Source organism: Rhizobium sp. LjRoot258, from assembly GCF_964254185.1.
GTDB lineage: Bacteria > Pseudomonadota > Alphaproteobacteria > Rhizobiales > Rhizobiaceae > Rhizobium.
This window is the reverse complement of record NZ_CAXUST020000001.1, coordinates 53,349-69,605: the sequence shown is the minus strand read 5'-3', so window position 1 is coordinate 69,605 and position 16,257 is coordinate 53,349. Positions and strand designations below refer to the sequence as shown.

General features: G+C 61.7%; 14 protein-coding genes. 6 read left to right on the top strand and 8 right to left on the bottom strand.

The genetic code is table 11. The features are described from left to right. Nucleotides 1–124 precede the first annotated feature (124 nt). Both dapE and ACSQ9D_RS00335 read left to right on the top strand, forming a co-directional pair. Nucleotides 125–1,318, top strand: a complete 1,194-nt coding sequence (gene dapE / locus ACSQ9D_RS00340) for a succinyl-diaminopimelate desuccinylase (protein WP_436280707.1) — start codon at nucleotides 125–127, stop codon at nucleotides 1,316–1,318. Next, nucleotides 1,305–1,901: a hypothetical protein gene (locus ACSQ9D_RS00335; protein ID WP_037114656.1), complete on the top strand. Its 597-nt coding sequence runs from the start codon at nucleotides 1,305–1,307 to the stop codon at nucleotides 1,899–1,901. The genes dapE and ACSQ9D_RS00335 overlap by 14 nt, the downstream gene beginning before the upstream one ends. Before the next feature lie 16 nt (nucleotides 1,902–1,917). On the opposite strand, the gene ACSQ9D_RS00330 is transcribed toward ACSQ9D_RS00335, so the two are convergent. After that, a complete protein-coding gene (locus tag ACSQ9D_RS00330) occupies nucleotides 1,918–2,817 on the bottom strand; it encodes a LysR family transcriptional regulator (protein WP_436280706.1) in 900 nt (299 codons plus the stop codon). 182 nt (nucleotides 2,818–2,999) lie between these two features. On the opposite strand from ACSQ9D_RS00330, the gene ACSQ9D_RS00325 reads away from it, so the two are divergent. Further along, nucleotides 3,000–4,151 carry a serine hydrolase domain-containing protein gene (locus ACSQ9D_RS00325; RefSeq protein WP_436280705.1) on the top strand — a complete coding sequence of 384 codons (1,152 nt, stop codon included), beginning with the start codon at nucleotides 3,000–3,002 and terminating at the stop codon, nucleotides 4,149–4,151. A gap of 6 nt (nucleotides 4,152–4,157) precedes the next feature. Here the strand turns inward: ACSQ9D_RS00325 and truA are convergent, their stop codons facing one another. The 4 genes from truA to ACSQ9D_RS00305 all read right to left on the bottom strand — a co-directional run bounded on the left by truA (nucleotide 4,158) and on the right by ACSQ9D_RS00305 (nucleotide 8,188). Further along, the gene (truA, locus tag ACSQ9D_RS00320; protein ID WP_436280704.1) at nucleotides 4,158–4,964 is read right to left on the bottom strand and encodes a tRNA pseudouridine(38-40) synthase TruA; all 807 of its coding nucleotides are present in this window, start codon (nucleotides 4,962–4,964) and stop codon (nucleotides 4,158–4,160) included. After that, nucleotides 4,964–5,899 (bottom strand): methionyl-tRNA formyltransferase, encoded by a 936-nt coding sequence (fmt, locus tag ACSQ9D_RS00315; protein ID WP_436280703.1) that lies wholly within the window; start codon nucleotides 5,897–5,899, stop codon nucleotides 4,964–4,966. The genes truA and fmt overlap by 1 nt, the downstream gene beginning before the upstream one ends. A 176-nt stretch (nucleotides 5,900–6,075) precedes the next feature. Further along, the gene (def, locus tag ACSQ9D_RS00310) at nucleotides 6,076–6,594 is read right to left on the bottom strand and encodes a peptide deformylase (protein WP_368515994.1); all 519 of its coding nucleotides are present in this window, start codon (nucleotides 6,592–6,594) and stop codon (nucleotides 6,076–6,078) included. Between the two features lie 97 nt (nucleotides 6,595–6,691). Beyond that, nucleotides 6,692–8,188 carry a methyl-accepting chemotaxis protein gene (locus ACSQ9D_RS00305; RefSeq protein WP_436280702.1) on the bottom strand — a complete coding sequence of 499 codons (1,497 nt, stop codon included), beginning with the start codon at nucleotides 8,186–8,188 and terminating at the stop codon, nucleotides 6,692–6,694. A gap of 198 nt (nucleotides 8,189–8,386) precedes the next feature. Here ACSQ9D_RS00305 and ACSQ9D_RS00300 point away from each other — a divergent pair, with 198 nt between their 5' ends. The 3 genes from ACSQ9D_RS00300 (at nucleotide 8,387) to ACSQ9D_RS00290 (ending at nucleotide 13,120) form a co-directional block, all read left to right on the top strand. Further along, nucleotides 8,387–9,613, top strand: coding sequence for a DNA recombination protein RmuC (locus ACSQ9D_RS00300; protein WP_436280701.1), 1,227 nt, complete (start codon nucleotides 8,387–8,389; stop codon nucleotides 9,611–9,613). A gap of 47 nt (nucleotides 9,614–9,660) precedes the next feature. Further along, a complete protein-coding gene (locus ACSQ9D_RS00295) occupies nucleotides 9,661–10,560 on the top strand; it encodes a ribokinase (protein ID WP_436280700.1) in 900 nt (299 codons plus the stop codon). A gap of 220 nt (nucleotides 10,561–10,780) precedes the next feature. Next, the gene (locus ACSQ9D_RS00290) at nucleotides 10,781–13,120 is read left to right on the top strand and encodes a methyl-accepting chemotaxis protein (RefSeq protein ID WP_436280699.1); all 2,340 of its coding nucleotides are present in this window, start codon (nucleotides 10,781–10,783) and stop codon (nucleotides 13,118–13,120) included. A gap of 73 nt (nucleotides 13,121–13,193) precedes the next feature. Here the strand turns inward: ACSQ9D_RS00290 and ptsN are convergent, their stop codons facing one another. The 3 genes from ptsN to rpoN form a co-directional block, all read right to left on the bottom strand. After that, nucleotides 13,194–13,658 (bottom strand): PTS IIA-like nitrogen regulatory protein PtsN, encoded by a 465-nt coding sequence (gene ptsN, locus ACSQ9D_RS00285; protein ID WP_007529605.1) that lies wholly within the window; start codon nucleotides 13,656–13,658, stop codon nucleotides 13,194–13,196. Nucleotides 13,659–13,721: 63 nt separating this feature from the next. Continuing rightward, nucleotides 13,722–14,297 (bottom strand): ribosome hibernation-promoting factor, HPF/YfiA family, encoded by a 576-nt coding sequence (gene hpf / locus ACSQ9D_RS00280; RefSeq protein ID WP_024314543.1) that lies wholly within the window; start codon nucleotides 14,295–14,297, stop codon nucleotides 13,722–13,724. Between the two features lie 253 nt (nucleotides 14,298–14,550). Further along, nucleotides 14,551–16,110, bottom strand: a complete 1,560-nt coding sequence (gene rpoN, locus ACSQ9D_RS00275; RefSeq protein WP_436283740.1) for an RNA polymerase factor sigma-54 — start codon at nucleotides 16,108–16,110, stop codon at nucleotides 14,551–14,553. Nucleotides 16,111–16,257 lie beyond the last annotated feature (147 nt).

The window sequence follows — 16,257 nt, the reverse complement described above, 5'->3', positions numbered from 1 at the left end:
AGATACGCGCCCCCCGAACGCTGACAGCCGGACATCGATCCGGCAAAATGGACGGTACATTTCAGCAAGGCGGTAGCGCCGCCTTGCCTTTTCTTTGCCACTACCGCTGGATAATTCCACACCCATGACCGCTACCGATCCCGTCGCCAATCTCCAGATCCTGATTCGCTGCCCGTCTGTCACGCCAGCCGAGGGCGGCGCGCTTTCGGCGCTTGATGCCATGCTGTCGCCGCTCGGCTTCAAGGTGGACAAGGTGAAGGCGACTGCACCGGGAACATCCGACATCGAGAACCTCTATGCGCGCCTTGGCGATGACGGCCCGCATCTGATGTTTGCCGGCCATACCGACGTGGTTCCGGTTGGCGACGAGCAGGCATGGTCGCACCCGCCCTTTGCCGCCGAGATATCGGGTGGCGAGCTCTTCGGCCGCGGTGCCGTCGACATGAAGGGCGGGGTTGCCTGCTTCGTTGCGGCCATCGCACGCCATATCGAGAAGCATGGAGCGCCGCAGGGTTCGGTCTCCTTCCTGATCACCGGCGACGAGGAAGGCCCGGCGATCAACGGCACGATCAAACTACTGCAATGGGCAGCCGAGCGCGGCGAACGCTGGGATGCCTGCCTCGTCGGCGAACCGACCAATCCGGACAAGCTCGGCGACATGATCAAGATCGGCCGTCGCGGTTCGCTCTCCGGCAAGATCACGGTGCACGGCGTACAGGGCCATGCCGCTTATCCACATCTGGCCGACAATGCCGTGCGGGGTATCGTACAGTTGACCCAGGCGCTGATGGACCCGCCGTTCGACGGCGGTACCGACAATTTCCAGCCGTCCAACCTTGAGGTGACGACCATTGACGTCGGCAATCCTGCGACGAACGTCGTGCCGGCCAAGGCGACGGCGAGCTTTAACATCCGTTTCAATGACACGTGGACGGCCCAGAGCCTGCAGCAGGAGATCCTGCGCCGCCTTGACGCAGCCGCCGCCCACGGCGTGTTCCGTCCCGGTCGCGCGCCGCTGAAGTACGATATCGTCTGGGCAGAGCGGCCGAGCCACGTCTTCCTGACGCGCAACAACGCGCTGATCGCCTCGCTCTCCTCCGCGGTCGAGAGTGTGACTGGCCAGTCGCCGAAGCTCTCCACCACAGGCGGCACGTCGGACGCCCGTTTCATCAAGGACTACTGCCCCGTCGTGGAGTTCGGTCTTGTCGGCCAGACCATGCATATGGTCGATGAACGCGTCACTGTTTCCGACCTCGAGCGACTCACGGTAATCTATGAAACCTTCATCGAGCACTGGTTCGCGAATGCCGGGCTTTAGAGAAGTTCAATATTATCTGGCGGGGATCTGGCTGCTGATCCGCATGGATCCGCGTGGGTTCCGCTTCCTCGACATGTCGGAGCGCGGCGTCAACCGCTCGTTCTGGGCAATTCTATGGTGCCTGCCGCCGATGGGAATCTCGTGGCTCTGGTGGCGCCAGGCCTTCCTGCAGACGATGCCGCCGCATACCGATGTCGGCGCGCTTTTCTATTTCCGGCTCGGGCTCGTCGAAGCCGCCAATTGGTTCGTGCCGCTGGTCTTTGCAGGCTTGCTGCTGCTGGCCTTCAAGAAGGGCGAGCGTTTCGCGCCCGTCATCGTCAGCGTCAATTGGCTGGGCGTCCCGCTCTCCTACATCAACGGGCTGCTGCTCGCACTGGTCTTCTTCCTGCCACAGCTTGTCGGCGTCGTCTCGCTGCTGCTGCTTGCCTTCATGCTGGCGCAGGTCTTTGCGATCGCACGCATTCTCAGGATGATCTTCTACGGCCAGAGCCTGATGATCGGCGCGCTCACCCTGGTGCTGCTCGTGCCATCGCTCATGCTGTCGGAATACCTGCAGCGCTTTCTCGGCATTTATCCGGTATAAATCGGCCGGGATCGACCTATTCCGACAGTGCAATCATGCGCGCCTTCAGGAGGTCGACCATCCCTTTCACCTTCGTCGTCAGCGCGCCCGGCGGCCGGAGTGCGTAGATGCCGCTGCCATCTGGCCTCGGCATCATCGTCGGGAAGAGCCGCACCAGCCTGCCGTCTCTCAACGGCTCGGCCACCAGCCATGTCTGCAGGTGGATGATCCCAAGCCCGGCGATGGCGCTTGCAAGAAGCCCGTCCATGTCGCCGCAAACAAAACGACCCGAAACCTCTAGTCGGTCTTCGGAGCTGGTTTCGCCGAACTGCCACATCCCTGCCTTCATTGGCTTCGGCGTGGTCAGGCAGGCGTGATGCACGAGGTCTGCCGGCACCGCGGGAACACCGTGCCGCTGAAGATAGGACGGCGCGGCACAGACGACGCTTTCCGTTGTCGCAAGCTTCGTCGCGAGTAGCGCGGAATCGTGCAGCTTGCCAATGCGGACGGCAAGGTCGATGCCATCCTCGAGCGGATTCACGGCCCGATCCTCCAATGACAGTTCGAGATGCACCTTCGGGAACCGCTCCAGATAGACCGGCACCAGCGGAACGACGTGACGCTGGCCGAAGCAGACCGGCGCCGAGATCATCAGCCATCCCTGCGGCTCGTTCGCCATCGCCGCGACGATGCTTCGGGTCTCCTCGAGCTGGCCGAGTACCTGCCGGGCGCGGTGGCAAAGCGTCTCACCTGCCGACGTCAATGCGAGCCGGCGTGTGGACCGGTAGAACAGCTCTACCCCAAGCTCGCCTTCCAGCATGTCGATTTGCCGCGATATCGACGATGCCTGCATATTCATATCCCGGCCGGCGGCGGAAAAGCTCCCTCCGGCAACAACCCTGAGAAAGACGTCCAGCCGATCCGCGAAACCCGTCATCTTTGTCCTCCACGCAAAGCTCTTGCGGATATAGAGACGATTATCGCAGTCTGACGCAAGCATTAGGCTCTCCCATAGTCAATGCGACGAGGCGGGCACCAAGGCTCGTCCAAATCTTCCAACTGGTACCGACCCGTGGTGAGGCGGCCGAGTGCGCCCGCCGTTTCTTCGAGAGGAAAAACATGTCTTCCTACGCAATCGTCAGGCCAGACCCGAAAATGACGCGGCTACTCGACAGCGCAATCGACTCCGCGCTGGACGAGAAGCGGCTCGTCGGCACCGTCGTCCTGGTCGCGCGAAAGGGCCGCATTGTCTACAGCCGTGCCGCCGGCATGGCGGACCGGGAGAACGACCAGCCGATGAGCACAGACACGATCTTCCGGCTTTCTTCTGTGACCAAGCCGATCGTCGCCATCGCCGCCATGCGGCTTGTCGAGCAGGGGCGCATCAATCCGGCCGATCCCGTCGTCCGCTGGCTGCCCTATTTCCGTCCCCCGCTGGCGGACGGATCCGCACCCGTCATCACCATCCATCATCTGTTGACGCATACGGCAGGTCTCGGCGACGGCTTCAATGCAAACAAGCGGAAACCCGACGGCGCCGATATCGCGGGCAGACACCCCAGCATCGCGCTCGAAGAAAAGCTTCGCCGCCTTGCAACCGAACCGTTGCTCTACGAGCCCGGCAAGGGCTGGCACTATTCGATCTCGATGGATGTTCTCGGTGGCATCATCGAGAAGGAGACCAGCGCGCCGCTAGGCGAGGCAGTCGCCGCGCTCGTCACGGAGCCGCTTGGACTTTCCGACACTGCGTTTCATGTAACCGACCGCGGTCGCCTTGCCGTCCCCTACAAGAATGCAGCGCCACAACCCGCGCCGATGGGACGGGAGGATTCGATCATCACCCCTTCCGGTGTGTTCGGCTATTTACCGGAGCGCATCTTCGATCCCGACGTCTATCAATCCGCCAGCGGCGGCATGGCAGGCACAGCCGGCGATATCCTCGCCATACTCGAAACCATAACACGCGGCGGAACGCCGCTGCTCAATGCGAGCACCGTTTCCGCGATGATCCGCGACCAGACGAACGGCCTGACCGGGCTCGAACGACCCGGGCTGGGTTTCGGCTACGGCTGGGCTGTCGTCACCGATCCCGACCGCGCCGGGCTGCCGCTGGCGCGGCGCGCGATCCAGTGGGGCGGCGTCTACGGCCACTCGTGGTTCATCGATCCGGAAAGGAGCCTGACGGTGGTGGCGCTTACGAACACGGCGCTCGAAGGGTTGTTCGGCGCCTTCCCATTCGACATCGGCAAAGCCATCTATCAAGCCCTTTAGGCTAGGTCATGATAGATCGTCACCGTCATCGCTGCCCTCCAGCCTGCGGTGGCGGTCGGTGATGACTTCTGGATAGTCGACCTGCATGAAATAGAGCCCGTCGGGCGGCGCAACGGGGCCACAAGCCTTGCGGTCGCGGGCATCCAACGCAACACGGACATCGTTCGGCGTCCATTTTCCCTCACCGACAAGCTTCAGTGTTCCCGCGAATGACCGGATCTGGTTGTGCAGGAAGCTTTGGGCCGTCGCGCGGATCTCGATCAGTTCGCCGCTTCTTGTCACGTCCAGCCGATCGAGTGTGCGGATCGGGCTGTTGGCCTGGCAATGGGCGGAGCGGAACGTGGAGAAATCGTGCTTGCCGACAAGTGTCTGCGCGGCGGCATGCATGGCCTCGTGATCGAGGGTCTTCGGCACCCACCACGCCTTGCCGGCCTCAAGCGCCAGCGGCGCCCGGCGGCTGATGATGCGATAGAGATAGTGGCGCCGCAGCGCCGAGAACCGTGCATCGAAGAACTCACTCGCCGCTTCCACGCTGATGATCGCGACGCGCTCGCCGGCCAGCTTGAGATGGGCGTTGAGCGCGTTCTGAAGCTTGAAGCCCGACCATTCCCTGGCGAGGTCGGCATGAACCACCTGACCCGTGGCATGAACACCGGAATCAGTGCGGCCCGCCCCACGGATCGACACCGTCTCACCGCTCGCTGACCGGATCGCCTTCTCGATCGCACCCTGGACGGACGGCCCATTTTCCTGCCGCTGCCAGCCGACGTAAGGACTACCGTCATATTCGACGATCATGCGGTAGCGGTGCATCAAGGGAGCCTCGTACCTGATGCAAGTGGCGTTCCACGCAGGAAGTCGGCAGCCAGCAACGGCTTGCCACCGGCCTTTTGCAATTTGGTCAGGCGAACGGCGCCGGTTTCGCAGGCAACGACCAGATCGCCTGTCAGCAGTTCACCGGCCCTGCCGCTGCCTTGCGCAAGCTCCGAGGCCAGCACCTTCACCCGCTCAGGCTTGCCGCCGATTGCAACTTCGAACCATGCGCCGGGAAACGGCGCCAGACTGCGAATGTGGTTATGGACTTCCGCGGAATCCTTGGAGAAGTCGATCCGCGTCTCACCCTTGTCGATCTTGGCGGCGTAGAGCACGCCGTCCGACGGCTGCGGCGTCAGGGGGAGATCGCCCATCTCGAGCTTGACCATCGCCTCCGCCATCGCCTTGGCACCGAGATGCATCAGCTTGTCGTGCACCTCTCCGGCCGTCATGTTGGCACCGATCTCGACTTCGCTGGTCAGAGCCACTGGCCCGGTATCCAGGCCTTTGTCCATCTTCATCACCATCATGCCGGTCTTTTCGTCGCCGGCCATGATTGCCCGCTGGATCGGGGCGGCTCCCCGCCAACGCGGCAGTAGCGAGGCATGACCATTGTAGCATCCGTAGCGCGTGCCGGTCAGGATCGCCTCCGGCAGCAGCAGGCCATAGGCAACGACCACAGCGACGTCTGCATCATAGGCCCTGAAGCGCTCGCGCTCTTCCGGATCCTTGAAATTCACCGGGGTAAAGACCGGAATGCCGAGCAGTTCGGCCGCCTGATGCACGGGCGACTTCTGCAGGTCCAGCCCGCGCCGTCCGCCCGGCCTTGGCGGTTGGGTGTAGACGGCAAGGATCGTGTGCCCGGCGTCGACCAGCTGTCGCAGGGTCGGGACAGAAAATTCGGGCGTGCCCATGAAGATGATGCGAAGCGACATTTCTATCTCGCCATGTTTCCGGTCAGCCGTCTTCAAACGGGTTTACGAGCTTGAGATCAAGCCCCTTCAGGCACCTGCCCGCGACATTGCTGGCCCGCGGGGGGGCGCCGTGCATTTTTCCGCCTTCGTCGCATCGGCGCGCCTCGCAAGCAGCGCTGCACCAACGGACGTCCGGGCTAGAGAGCCTTCGTCGACTTCGCCGCCTTGGTAAACTTCTTGACGACCATGTCGCGCTTCAGACGGGAAATGTGGTCGATGAAAAGCACGCCGTTCAAGTGGTCGATCTCGTGCTGCAGGCAGGTGGCGAGCAGGCCGTCGGCCTCCACCGTCTGCTCTTTGCCGTCGCGGTCGAGGTACTTGACCTTCACGGTCGCAGGCCGCTCGACTTCAGCGTAATAGTCGGGAATGGAGAGGCATCCCTCCTCATACACCGAACGTTCGTCGGAAGACGCGACGACCTCTGGGTTGACGAAAACCAGCGGTTGCTTCTCTTCGCCTTCGCGGGAGATATCGATGACCAGCATGCGGCGCGGCACGCCGATCTGGATGGCAGCAAGGCCGATACCCGGCGCATCGTACATGGTTTCAAGCATGTCGTCGGCAAGGCGCTGAAAATCGGCATCGACGCGCTCGATCGGCTTGGAAACCTGACGAAGCAGCGGATCGGGAAGAATGATGAGTGGCTTGATGGTCATGCCGTTCCCATAACGCATCTTTTTCCAGGATGGAATTATCCGGCAGGCAGGTGGAGCGCTTTTTTACGCCCCAGCCCGGAATTTCGCCGCATTCCTATCAGGCGGCGCGGCGCGGAACGGCCATCGAACGATGCTCGACGCCGGTACGGAAGCGCTGCAGCAGCGCGATTAGATTGTCGACTTCGCCGCGCAGGCGCCGGGTCTCGGAAGAGGTGTTCTCGACCATTCCTGAGTTCTGCTGCGTGATCGTGTCCATGTTGCGGATGGCGACGCTGACCTCGTTAACCCCGGTTGCCTGATCGCGTGCGGCGGCGGCGATATCGGCAACGAAACGGTTGATGATATCGATGCGGTTGATCATGTCGTTTAGTGCTTCTCCGGTGCTGCTGACGATGTCCACCCCTTCGTTCACCTGTGCCGAGCTTTCCGAGATCAGATTCTTGATCTCCTTGGCCGCGTCTGCCGTGCGCTGTGCGAGCTGGCGGACCTCCTGCGCCACGACGGCAAAACCCTTGCCAGCATCGCCCGCACGCGCAGCTTCAACGCCGGCATTCAGCGCCAGCAGATTGGTTTGGAACGCAATCTCATCGATCACACCGATGATCTTCGCGATCTCGGTCGACGATTTTTCGATGCCGGCCATCGCCGAAACGGCGCTGGTGACGAGCTCGCCCGAATTCTTGGCCTTCTGTTGCGTCTCGCGAACAGCGCCGGACGCCTTTTCGGCGTTTGCGGCTGTCTGACCGACGCTGACCGACAGCTGCTGCAGCGCCGCCGAGCTTTCCTCGACGCCGGCGGCTTGCTGGGCCGTGCGCAAGGCAAGGTCATCTGAGGCCTTGGCGATCACGTCCGTGCCCCTCAGGATTTCACCCGAGGTTGCCCGCACGGAGGCGAAGGACGTACGAAGAGCCGCGACCGCGCGGTTATAATCGTCGGCCATCCCCCTGAAGTTGCCAGGGAGGTCAGGAGGTAGGGTCGCCTCGAGGTCGCCGTTCGAGAGGGCCTCCAGGCCGCGGCGAAGATGGTCGAGCGCAATTGCCTGATCCTGTTCGGCTTTCGCCCCCTCTTCCTCCAGCTTGCGGCGCCTCTCTTCAAGCGCTTCGAGGTAAACCGAGATCGAGTAATCCATATCCAACATCGCGGCCTTGATAACGGCGGCAAGCTTCTCGGCCAGCACCTTGCCCTGCTTCTTGGCAAACATCGAGGGCCACTGCTTGGCCATCAGGCCCTTCACGAGTTCGCTCATCAGCAAGGCATAGCCGCCGATGTACCAGCGCGGCTCGAGGCCGATGCGGGCGTGTGTCTTGCCAACCGCGACCACACCCTTCACGTAGCTTTCGTCGAAGTTACCGCCCGCCAGGTTGGCCCAATGCTCTTCCTGACGCTTCTTGGCCTGTCCCATATGTGCCTTGTCGGCAAAGAAGCTCGCAACCTCGGATGTCTTGGCCAGCTTCGCGTAGAACTTGTCGAGGGCGCCGCCGAGCAGCTCCGAAATTGCCGGGCGCATCTCGCGCAGCGCCGTGCGGGCACCATCATCCAACTCGATGAAATCAAGGCGTTGCTTGAGCGCGCTGTCCGTCTGCTGGCTGGTCATGATGTCTCTGCTTTGCGATTGATGCTGAAAGGAAATTTGAGCAGAGCTTTTGCGCAATATGGTTGAGCAATGGTTAAATGCGCGCACGATTCGGTCAGCCGTCGATTGTTCTCTCCGGTCATCTCGCCTGTCGGCACACCTGTGGTCTGTTCACGTTTTGATCTAGATATCTCGGTTGAGTTTGCTATTGTTGCCAGCATGAACACCAGCTCTGAGTCGTTTCTCCTCGCCCTGTCGCAGACAAGCCCCGCCATGCTGGCGCTCGCTGGAGGCGCAATTGCCGCGCTGACCCTGCTTTTGATCGTCGTTGTCGCCCGCAGCGGGCAGGTGCGAAGAGAGCAGGCAGAGGTGGCGAGTTTCCGCGCCGCCGAGACGGATGCCCGTATGGCCGAGCTTTTGAAGATCCAGGCGGAAATGCACGGGCGCATGTCGACGATGGCCGAAGTGTTCGGCTCGAGGCAGTCCGAGCTGAACCAGGCGATCAACCAGCGCCTGGACGGAATGTCGCAGCGCGTCAGCACGACGATCACCGAACAGACCAAGTCGACGCACGAGAACCTGCAACGGCTGCAGGAGCGTCTCGCCGTCATCGATGCCGCCCAGAACAACATACAAACGCTGGCGAAGGACGTCGTCGGCCTGCAAGCGATCCTCTCCAATAAGCAGACACGCGGCGCTTTCGGCCAATCGCGGATGGAGACGATTGTCGCCGATGGCCTGCCGATGGGCGCCTATGGATTCCAGCAAACGCTGTCCAACGGCTCGCGTCCCGACTGCACCATCCGGATGCCCAACGCCGCGCCGTCCCTGGTGATCGATGCGAAATTCCCGCTTGAAGCCTGGAACGCGATTCGAGACGCGGGCGGACCGGATGGAGCCAAGGTCGCCTCGCAGCAGTTCCGTCGCGACATGGAAACGCATATCCGCGATATCTCCGAGAAATACCTGATCCAGGGGGAGACGCAGGACACGGCCTTCATGTTCGTGCCGTCTGAATCGATCTTCGCCGAGATCCACGAGAATTTCGAAGCAGTCGTGCAGAAGGCGCACCGATCGCGCATCGTCATCGTGTCACCTTCGCTGCTGATGCTCTCCATCCAGGTCATTCAGGCCGTCCTGAAGGATCAGCGGATGCGGGCCCAGGCACACGTCATCCAGGGTGAAGTCGCAAACCTGATGGACGATCTCGGTCGCCTCGACGAGCGCGTCCGCAAGCTGCAGGGGCATTTCGCGATGGCACAGAAGGACGTCGACATGATCGTCACGTCCGCCGACAAGCTGAACAAGCGTGGAGTGAAGATCGAGGCTCTGGAGTTCGAGGGCGGTGACAACAGCAAGACCACGGCGCGAGACAATGACCCCGCGCCGAAATCCGTCGACAGCCGCAGTGGGCTTCTCAAGCTCAGGGTGGTTGACGACGAGTAGAGCCTTCGGGCAGTGTCGCGCCCAAGAAAGCATCGGACGGGACACCCATGATCACAGTTTTCGGCTCCATCAATATGGACCTCATCGCCACCACTGCGCGCTTGCCTAAACCCGGCGAAACGGTCGCCGGCAATGGGTTCTCGACGGCGGCGGGCGGCAAGGGCGCCAACCAAGCGCTTGCCGCGCGACGCGCCGGGCGCACCGTTCACATGGCCGGGGCCGTCGGTCGGGACGGCTTTGCAGAGGCGGCGCTCGCATTGCTGAAGGAGGCCGGCACGGGGCTTGAAACCGTCAAGCAGGCCGACGAGCCGACCGGAACCGCGCTGATCCTCGTCGGCGGCGACGGCGAGAACATGATTGCGGTGGTGCCCGGTGCGAACGGCACGATGACACCAACCGACGCCGACGCAGCGATAGCAGCGATGAACAAAGGCGATATTCTGATGCTGCAGCTCGAGGTGCCGGTTCCAGCCGTGGAGCGCGCGTTGGCTGGCGCCCGGGCGAAGGGGATCACGACGGTGCTCAACCTTGCGCCGCTGATCGACGACGCTGCACGCCTCGGCCGTCTTGCCGACATCGTGATTGCGAATGAAACAGAGTTCGAGCGCCTTGCCGGCCAGGAAACCATGGGGTCCGCCGATCGCGAGGCCGCGCTGAAACGTCTGAATGCCGAAACCGGGCAAACCCTGATCGTGACGCTCGGCGCAGACGGCGTCATCGCAATCCGCGATGGCGTCATCTCGCGCGCCAAGGGGCTGAAGATCGAGCCGGTCGATACGGTCGGCGCCGGCGACACCTTCTGTGGCTACTTCGCCGCGAGCCTCGACGAGGGGCTCGATTTCGAGGCATCGCTACGCCGAGCAGCGGTAGCGGGTTCGCTTGCCTGCCTCAAGCAAGGTGCACAGCCATCGATACCGTCCAGCGCCGAAGTCGCAAACAAGCTATAAAGCAATTCTCACGGCGGCATGCTTGCGCAGCTTGGTGCGGATACCTCCGATTTTCTTTGGATTTCATTCAAATTTAAGAGATTTCCGGCGATGTTCCAGCCATCACCGGACCTCTTTCAGGGGCCGGCCTCTGTAACGGCTGCTCCATGAGGGGGCGACGCCTTCGTCCCCTGTGCCGATGAATGCCCCGTTCGGCACATCCTTGCTCCCCGAGGGATCCATGTTCATCTTTCGCATGAAGTCGCTTGCAGCCAAGCTTATCCTCATCACCGGCATTGCCATCGCCCTCGTCCTCCTCGTTTCGAACTTCTTCCTCATCGGTGAGACGCGCAACCGCGTCCAGACGCTCACCATGGATCAGGCTAATCTGGAGGCGAAGGCGATCGCCAACGAGGTTGCCTCCTCCGTTGGCGAATTGGCAGGGGCGGCACGCTCAATGGCCGGCACGATCGGCCGCGGTCAGGAAGGGAAGTATCTCGACCGAAAGGCCGTTCTCGACATGCTGAAGGCAAATGTCGAGCGCAACCAGTTCGCCTTCGGCAGTTGGTTTGCCGAAGAGCCGAACGCCTTCGACGGCCAGTCGCCTTCGATGGCCGGCAAGGTCGATTTCGGCGCCGCCAAGGATGGCACCTTCAACCCGTACTGGACGAAGAGCAAGGACGGCGGCTTCACCTTCTCGACCTTCGATTCCGATTACAAGGCTGCCTGGTACGCGCTCGCCGCGGAAAGCAAGAAGGGCGCGCTGTCGCCGCCCTATGCCGAGACGACGACCGGCGAGAATACGGCCATGACCTCGATTGCCTACCCGGTCATGTCGGGCGGCAAGCTGATCGGCGTCAGTGGCGTCGATATCTCCTTGAAGTCGCTCCGGGACAAGCTCTCGACACTTCATCCCTTCGGCTCCGGCCGCGTCACGCTGCTCTCACAGACCGGCAAATGGATCGTCGCGCCAATCGCCGAGCTTTCCATGAAGGACTATGACGGCGAAGGCGCGGATGCGGTGAAGAGCGCGCTCTCGACGCTGCAGCCATCGGTCGTCAAGAATCTGACCTTTGATGGCTACGAGCCGTTCGACCGCGTCGTCTATCCCTTCGCCCTGCCCGATGTGAACACGAGCTGGGTCATCCTCGTCGACGTGCCGCACACGGCCATCAACGCGCCCGTTCAGGATCAGACCTTCATGATGGTCGCCGCCGGCATCCTCGTGCTCGCAGCCGTCATGGTCGCGCTCTATCTCGCCGTCCGCTCCCTCGTTCAGCGCCCGATCGGCGGTCTCGTTGCCAGCGTCAAGGCGCTGAGCGACGGCCGCTACGAACAGCCGGTCGCCGGTCAGGATCGCGCCGACGAGATCGGCTCCGTGGCCAAGGCCCTTGAAGGCTTTCGCTTTGCGCTCGCCGACACGCAGCGCCTTGAAGCCGAGGCAAACAGCCAGCGTGACGCAGCCGAAGCCGAGCGCGGCCGGTCGGAAACCGAGCGGCATCAATCGATCACGTTGCAGCGTCACATCGTCTCGATCGTCGGCTCCGGCCTGTCGGAGCTTTCACAAGGCAATCTCGGCCACCGCATCACCGAGGACTTCCCGGGCGAATACGCCAAGTTGAAACAGGATTTCAACGCGGCGCTGGAAAGCCTCGAGGAAACCATCAACACGATGAACCTCGGCGTCGTGAACATCGGCTCGGGCACGAGCGAAATCAGTGGCAGCGCCGCCGATCTCGCCAAGCGCACCGAGCAGCAGGCAGCAAGCCTGGAAGAGACCGCAGCGGCCCTCAACGAGCTCACCGCACAGGTCAATTCCAGCGCGGAGAACGCCCGCACAGCTGCCGACAATGTCAACCTCGCCTGCGCGGATGCGGAAAAATCAGGCGAAGTGGTGCGCAAGGCGATCGCTTCGATGCAGGGCATCGAGCAGTCGTCCACCGAGGTCTCGCGTATCATCGGCGTCATCGACGAGATCGCCTTCCAGACCAACCTGCTGGCGCTGAATGCCGGCGTCGAAGCAGCGCGTGCCGGTGAAGCCGGCAAGGGCTTCGCCGTTGTCGCACAGGAAGTCCGTGAGCTGGCACAGCGTTCGGCCAATGCCGCCAAGGAGATCAAGACGCTCATCAACACCTCGGCCGTGCAGGTCAAGGAAGGCGTCGATCTGGTCGGCCGCGCCGGCGATACGCTGCACAAGATCTCCGAGCAGGTCATGGGCATCAATGGCCTTATCCGCCAGATCTCCGCATCAGCCAGCGAACAGGCGATTGGCCTGAAGGAGATCAACCAGGCCATGAACCAGATGGACCAGGTTACCCAGCAGAACGCCGCCATGGTCGAGGAGACGACGGCCGCCAGCGTCACGCTCAACGATGAAGCCCAAACTCTGAAGCAACTCGTGACGCGCTTCCGAGTATCCGGCATGGGCCACGCTTCGGCGCTGCGCTCCACGGCTCAGCAGATGCGCGCGCCGAGCGCGGCACCAGCCTATCGCCCGGCAGCGGCACCAGCACCACGCCGCGCGGTTCCTCGAGCGCACGGTTCGGCCGCGCTCGCCCAGGACAACTGGGAAGAGTTCTAAGCCGAGTCAGATGGCTTGAAACGAAAAAAGGCGCCTGAGCAATCAGGCGCCTTTTTACTGGAATGTTGAATGTTCAAGCTGCGTTCGAGGTCTGTTCCTCGTTGAGGAAGGCATAGATCGCCGAAGCAGAGTCGGTCGCACGCAGCTTGGCGACGAGATCGTGATCGCGCAACACGCGGGCGATGCGCGACAGAGCCTTGAGGTGATCGGCCCCTGCGCCTTCCGGCGCGAGGAGCAGAAACACCAGATCGACGGGCTGATCGTCCAGAGCCTCAAAATCCACCGGCTGATCGAGACGTGCGAAGATGCCGACGATGGAGTGGACGCTTGCGAGTTTGCCGTGCGGTATGGCGATGCCGTTTCCCACGCCGGTCGAGCCGAGGCGCTCGCGCTGCAGGACAACATCGAAAATTTCCCGCTCCGAAAGTCCTGTGACTTTCGACGCCTTTGCAGCCAATTCCTGGAGGAGTTGTTTCTTGGAATTTACCCTGAGGGCGGGAATGATCGCATTCTGCTGCAGCAAATCTGCCAAAGCCATTTTATTTTCCTTCTGCGCCAAGAAAGGGAGAGCGGCAGCCTAACTGCCGCCCATCGCCTGATCTCAGCTTTTGATGCTGGCTGCATCAATCCAGCCAATGTTACCGTCATGGCGACGATAAACGATGTTTAGTTGTTCCTTGCCGGGGCTACGGAACAGCAGCAGCGGCTCGTCCGTCATGTCGAGCGCCATCACGGCGGTCGCTACCGACATTGTCTTCAGTTGCTTGGTACTTTCAGCGACAATCGCCGGCGCGAAGTCGTCTGGAATCTCGTCGTCCTGGTCCGACATCCCATCCATGACGGTGTACGCGACTTCTGCAGAACCATTCTGGTGATTTCCGGAGTGGTGATCCTTCAGCTTGCGCTTGTAGCGGCGAAGACGCTTCTCGATCCGTTCGGAAGCGGCATCGAAGGCCAACTGGGGGTCCATCGCCTCTCCGGCGGCATGCAATACAACTCCGCTATCGAGATGGAGCTTGCAGTCGGCGGAAAACCGGGCGTTGGCCTTTTGCACGATCACCTGACCAGAATACCCTCCGTCGAAGTATTTCGTGACGGCTACACCGATTTGGTCCTCAATCCGCTGACGGAACGAGTCACCAATTTCCATATGTTTACCGGATACACGCACACTCATGGAGTTTCCCTTCTTATAGTGGTTTGCGAGTACCAGTTTACGCCAAGGCTCACCCTCATCCAAGCACTTCGCGCGATCCCAAGCAAGATCGGCCGAAGTTCCCGGCTTCAGGCGCCCTGAGGATGATGGGGATAACTTCCAACGCTGTCCACAGCGCCAATTGCGGCGCGCTTCTAGCCAGAAGTTACCAAAATGTCAACAGACACACTCATTAGAACTCGGAAATACACGCATTGGTCGCCGCACACGACAATCAAAAGCCCGCGACCTTGGCTAAGGCCCGCTTCTCCCGCCTGCGCTGGACGGACGACGCGATATTCATTGCCTCACGGTACTTCGCGACCGTACGGCGGGCAAGATCGACCCCGCCCTTCCTCAGGATATCCACTATATCGTCATCGGAAAGCACGGCATCCGGGCTTTCCTGCATGATAAGGGCGCGAATCTTGTGGCGCACAGCCTCGGCCGAATGGCTGTCGCCGCCTTCGACGGCACTGATGGAGACGCTGAAGAAATACTTGAGCTCGAAGAGACCCCGCGGCGTGAGCATGTACTTGTTCGATGTCACGCGGCTGACAGTGGATTCGTGCATCTTGATGGCGTCGGCCACCGTCTTAAGGTTGAGCGGTCGCAGGTGATCGACACCATCCAACAGGAAGGCATCCTGCTGTCGAACGATCTCGCTTGCGACCTTCATGATCGTCTTGGCCCGCTGATCGAGGCTCCGGGTCAGCCAGTTGGCGGTCTGCAGACATTCCGACAGAAAGGCGTGATCGTCGCCACTCTTCGTGACTTTGGAAAAATACGCTTGATTGACCAGAACGCGCGGCAGCGTGTCGGGATTAAGCTCGACCAACCAGCCGCCGTCGGAGCCTGCGCGCACGACGACGTCGGGCATGATCGCCTCCGACATTCCGGCTTCGAAGCCCGCGCCCGGCTTCGGATTGAGCTGGCGGATCTCGCCCAACATATCGAGCAGATCTTCTTCGTCCACGCCGCAAAGCCGCTTCAGCGTAGCGAAGTCGCGCCGCGCCAGAAGCTCGAGATTGCAGACCAGCGCCTGCATGGCGGGGTCAAAGCGGTCCTTCTGCCGAAGCTGGATCGCCAGGCATTCGGCCAGGTTGCGCGCGAAAACGCCGGGCGGATCGAGCGTCTGCAAGGCGGCGATCACGCGCTCGACATCGTCGACGCTCGCGCCCAGTCTATCGGCAGCTTCCGTCGCATCGCCCTGGAGATAGCCTGCCTCGTCCAGCTGATCGACGTGGTACTGGGCGATCAGGCGATCGGACATGTCGGGCAGGATAAAGGGCAATTGCTGGGCAAGGTGATCGCGCAGCGAGATCTGACCAGCAACGAAATCATCGAGATCATAGCTTTCTGCCCCTTCGCCGTTGCCGGGCATCGACTTCCACTGGCTGATCAGCTCTGGAGCGTCGGCGCGCTGCGGGACGCCGTCATCGGGAAAGACGTTGGCATAGTTGGCATCGAGTTCGTCGCTGAGGCGGCTTGCACCGCCGGTGTTGCCACTCTCGTACCAGTCGCCCGACAAAACCTCGGTTCGGCTGTCGTAGCCGCCATCGCCGGGTTCTTCCACCTGCGGTGCGTAGGCCTCATCCTCCGCGCCTCCGCGCTCGGAAATTGCGTCCGCATCATTTGACGGAAGTTCCAGCAGTGGGTTCTTTTCGACTTCCTGGGCAATGAACTGCGTCAGCTCGAAATGCGTCATTTGCAGCAACTGAATGGACTGCATCAGTTGCGGTGTCATCACCAGCGACTGGTTCTGGCGCAGGAAAAGATTGGCCGACAGTGCCATAGCGGACGCGAAACTCCCGTTCATCTCCTCCGGGAAACCGCGTCCTGTCACGGGCTCAGGCCACGGAAATCCAAGTTGGCCCAAAAATTGCTTTTTTATTCTATTTGGTCAAGCGGAACCGTCACAGAAGGTGAATTTCCGCGGCGC

Bases quoted from the DNA above. Each gene is read 5' to 3' on its own strand.
- rpoN (WP_436283740.1), bottom strand. From the start codon at position 16,110: ATGGCACTGTCGGCCAATCTTTTCCTGCGCCAGAACCAGTCGCTGGTG.
- ACSQ9D_RS00335 (WP_037114656.1), top strand. From the start codon at position 1,305: ATGCCGGGCTTTAGAGAAGTTCAATATTATCTGGCGGGGATCTGGCTG.
- truA (WP_436280704.1), bottom strand. From the start codon at position 4,964: ATGCACCGCTACCGCATGATCGTCGAATATGACGGTAGTCCTTACGTC.
- ACSQ9D_RS00330 (WP_436280706.1), bottom strand. From the start codon at position 2,817: ATGACGGGTTTCGCGGATCGGCTGGACGTCTTTCTCAGGGTTGTTGCC.
- ACSQ9D_RS00295 (WP_436280700.1), top strand. From the start codon at position 9,661: ATGATCACAGTTTTCGGCTCCATCAATATGGACCTCATCGCCACCACT.
- ACSQ9D_RS00305 (WP_436280702.1), bottom strand. From the start codon at position 8,188: ATGACCAGCCAGCAGACGGACAGCGCGCTCAAGCAACGCCTTGATTTC.
- fmt (WP_436280703.1), bottom strand. From the start codon at position 5,899: ATGTCGCTTCGCATCATCTTCATGGGCACGCCCGAATTTTCTGTCCCG.
- ptsN (WP_007529605.1), bottom strand. From the start codon at position 13,658: ATGGCTTTGGCAGATTTGCTGCAGCAGAATGCGATCATTCCCGCCCTC.
- hpf (WP_024314543.1), bottom strand. From the start codon at position 14,297: ATGAGTGTGCGTGTATCCGGTAAACATATGGAAATTGGTGACTCGTTC.
- ACSQ9D_RS00290 (WP_436280699.1), top strand. From the start codon at position 10,781: ATGTTCATCTTTCGCATGAAGTCGCTTGCAGCCAAGCTTATCCTCATC.
- ACSQ9D_RS00325 (WP_436280705.1), top strand. From the start codon at position 3,000: ATGTCTTCCTACGCAATCGTCAGGCCAGACCCGAAAATGACGCGGCTA.
- dapE (WP_436280707.1), top strand. From the start codon at position 125: ATGACCGCTACCGATCCCGTCGCCAATCTCCAGATCCTGATTCGCTGC.
- ACSQ9D_RS00300 (WP_436280701.1), top strand. From the start codon at position 8,387: ATGAACACCAGCTCTGAGTCGTTTCTCCTCGCCCTGTCGCAGACAAGC.
- def (WP_368515994.1), bottom strand. From the start codon at position 6,594: ATGACCATCAAGCCACTCATCATTCTTCCCGATCCGCTGCTTCGTCAG.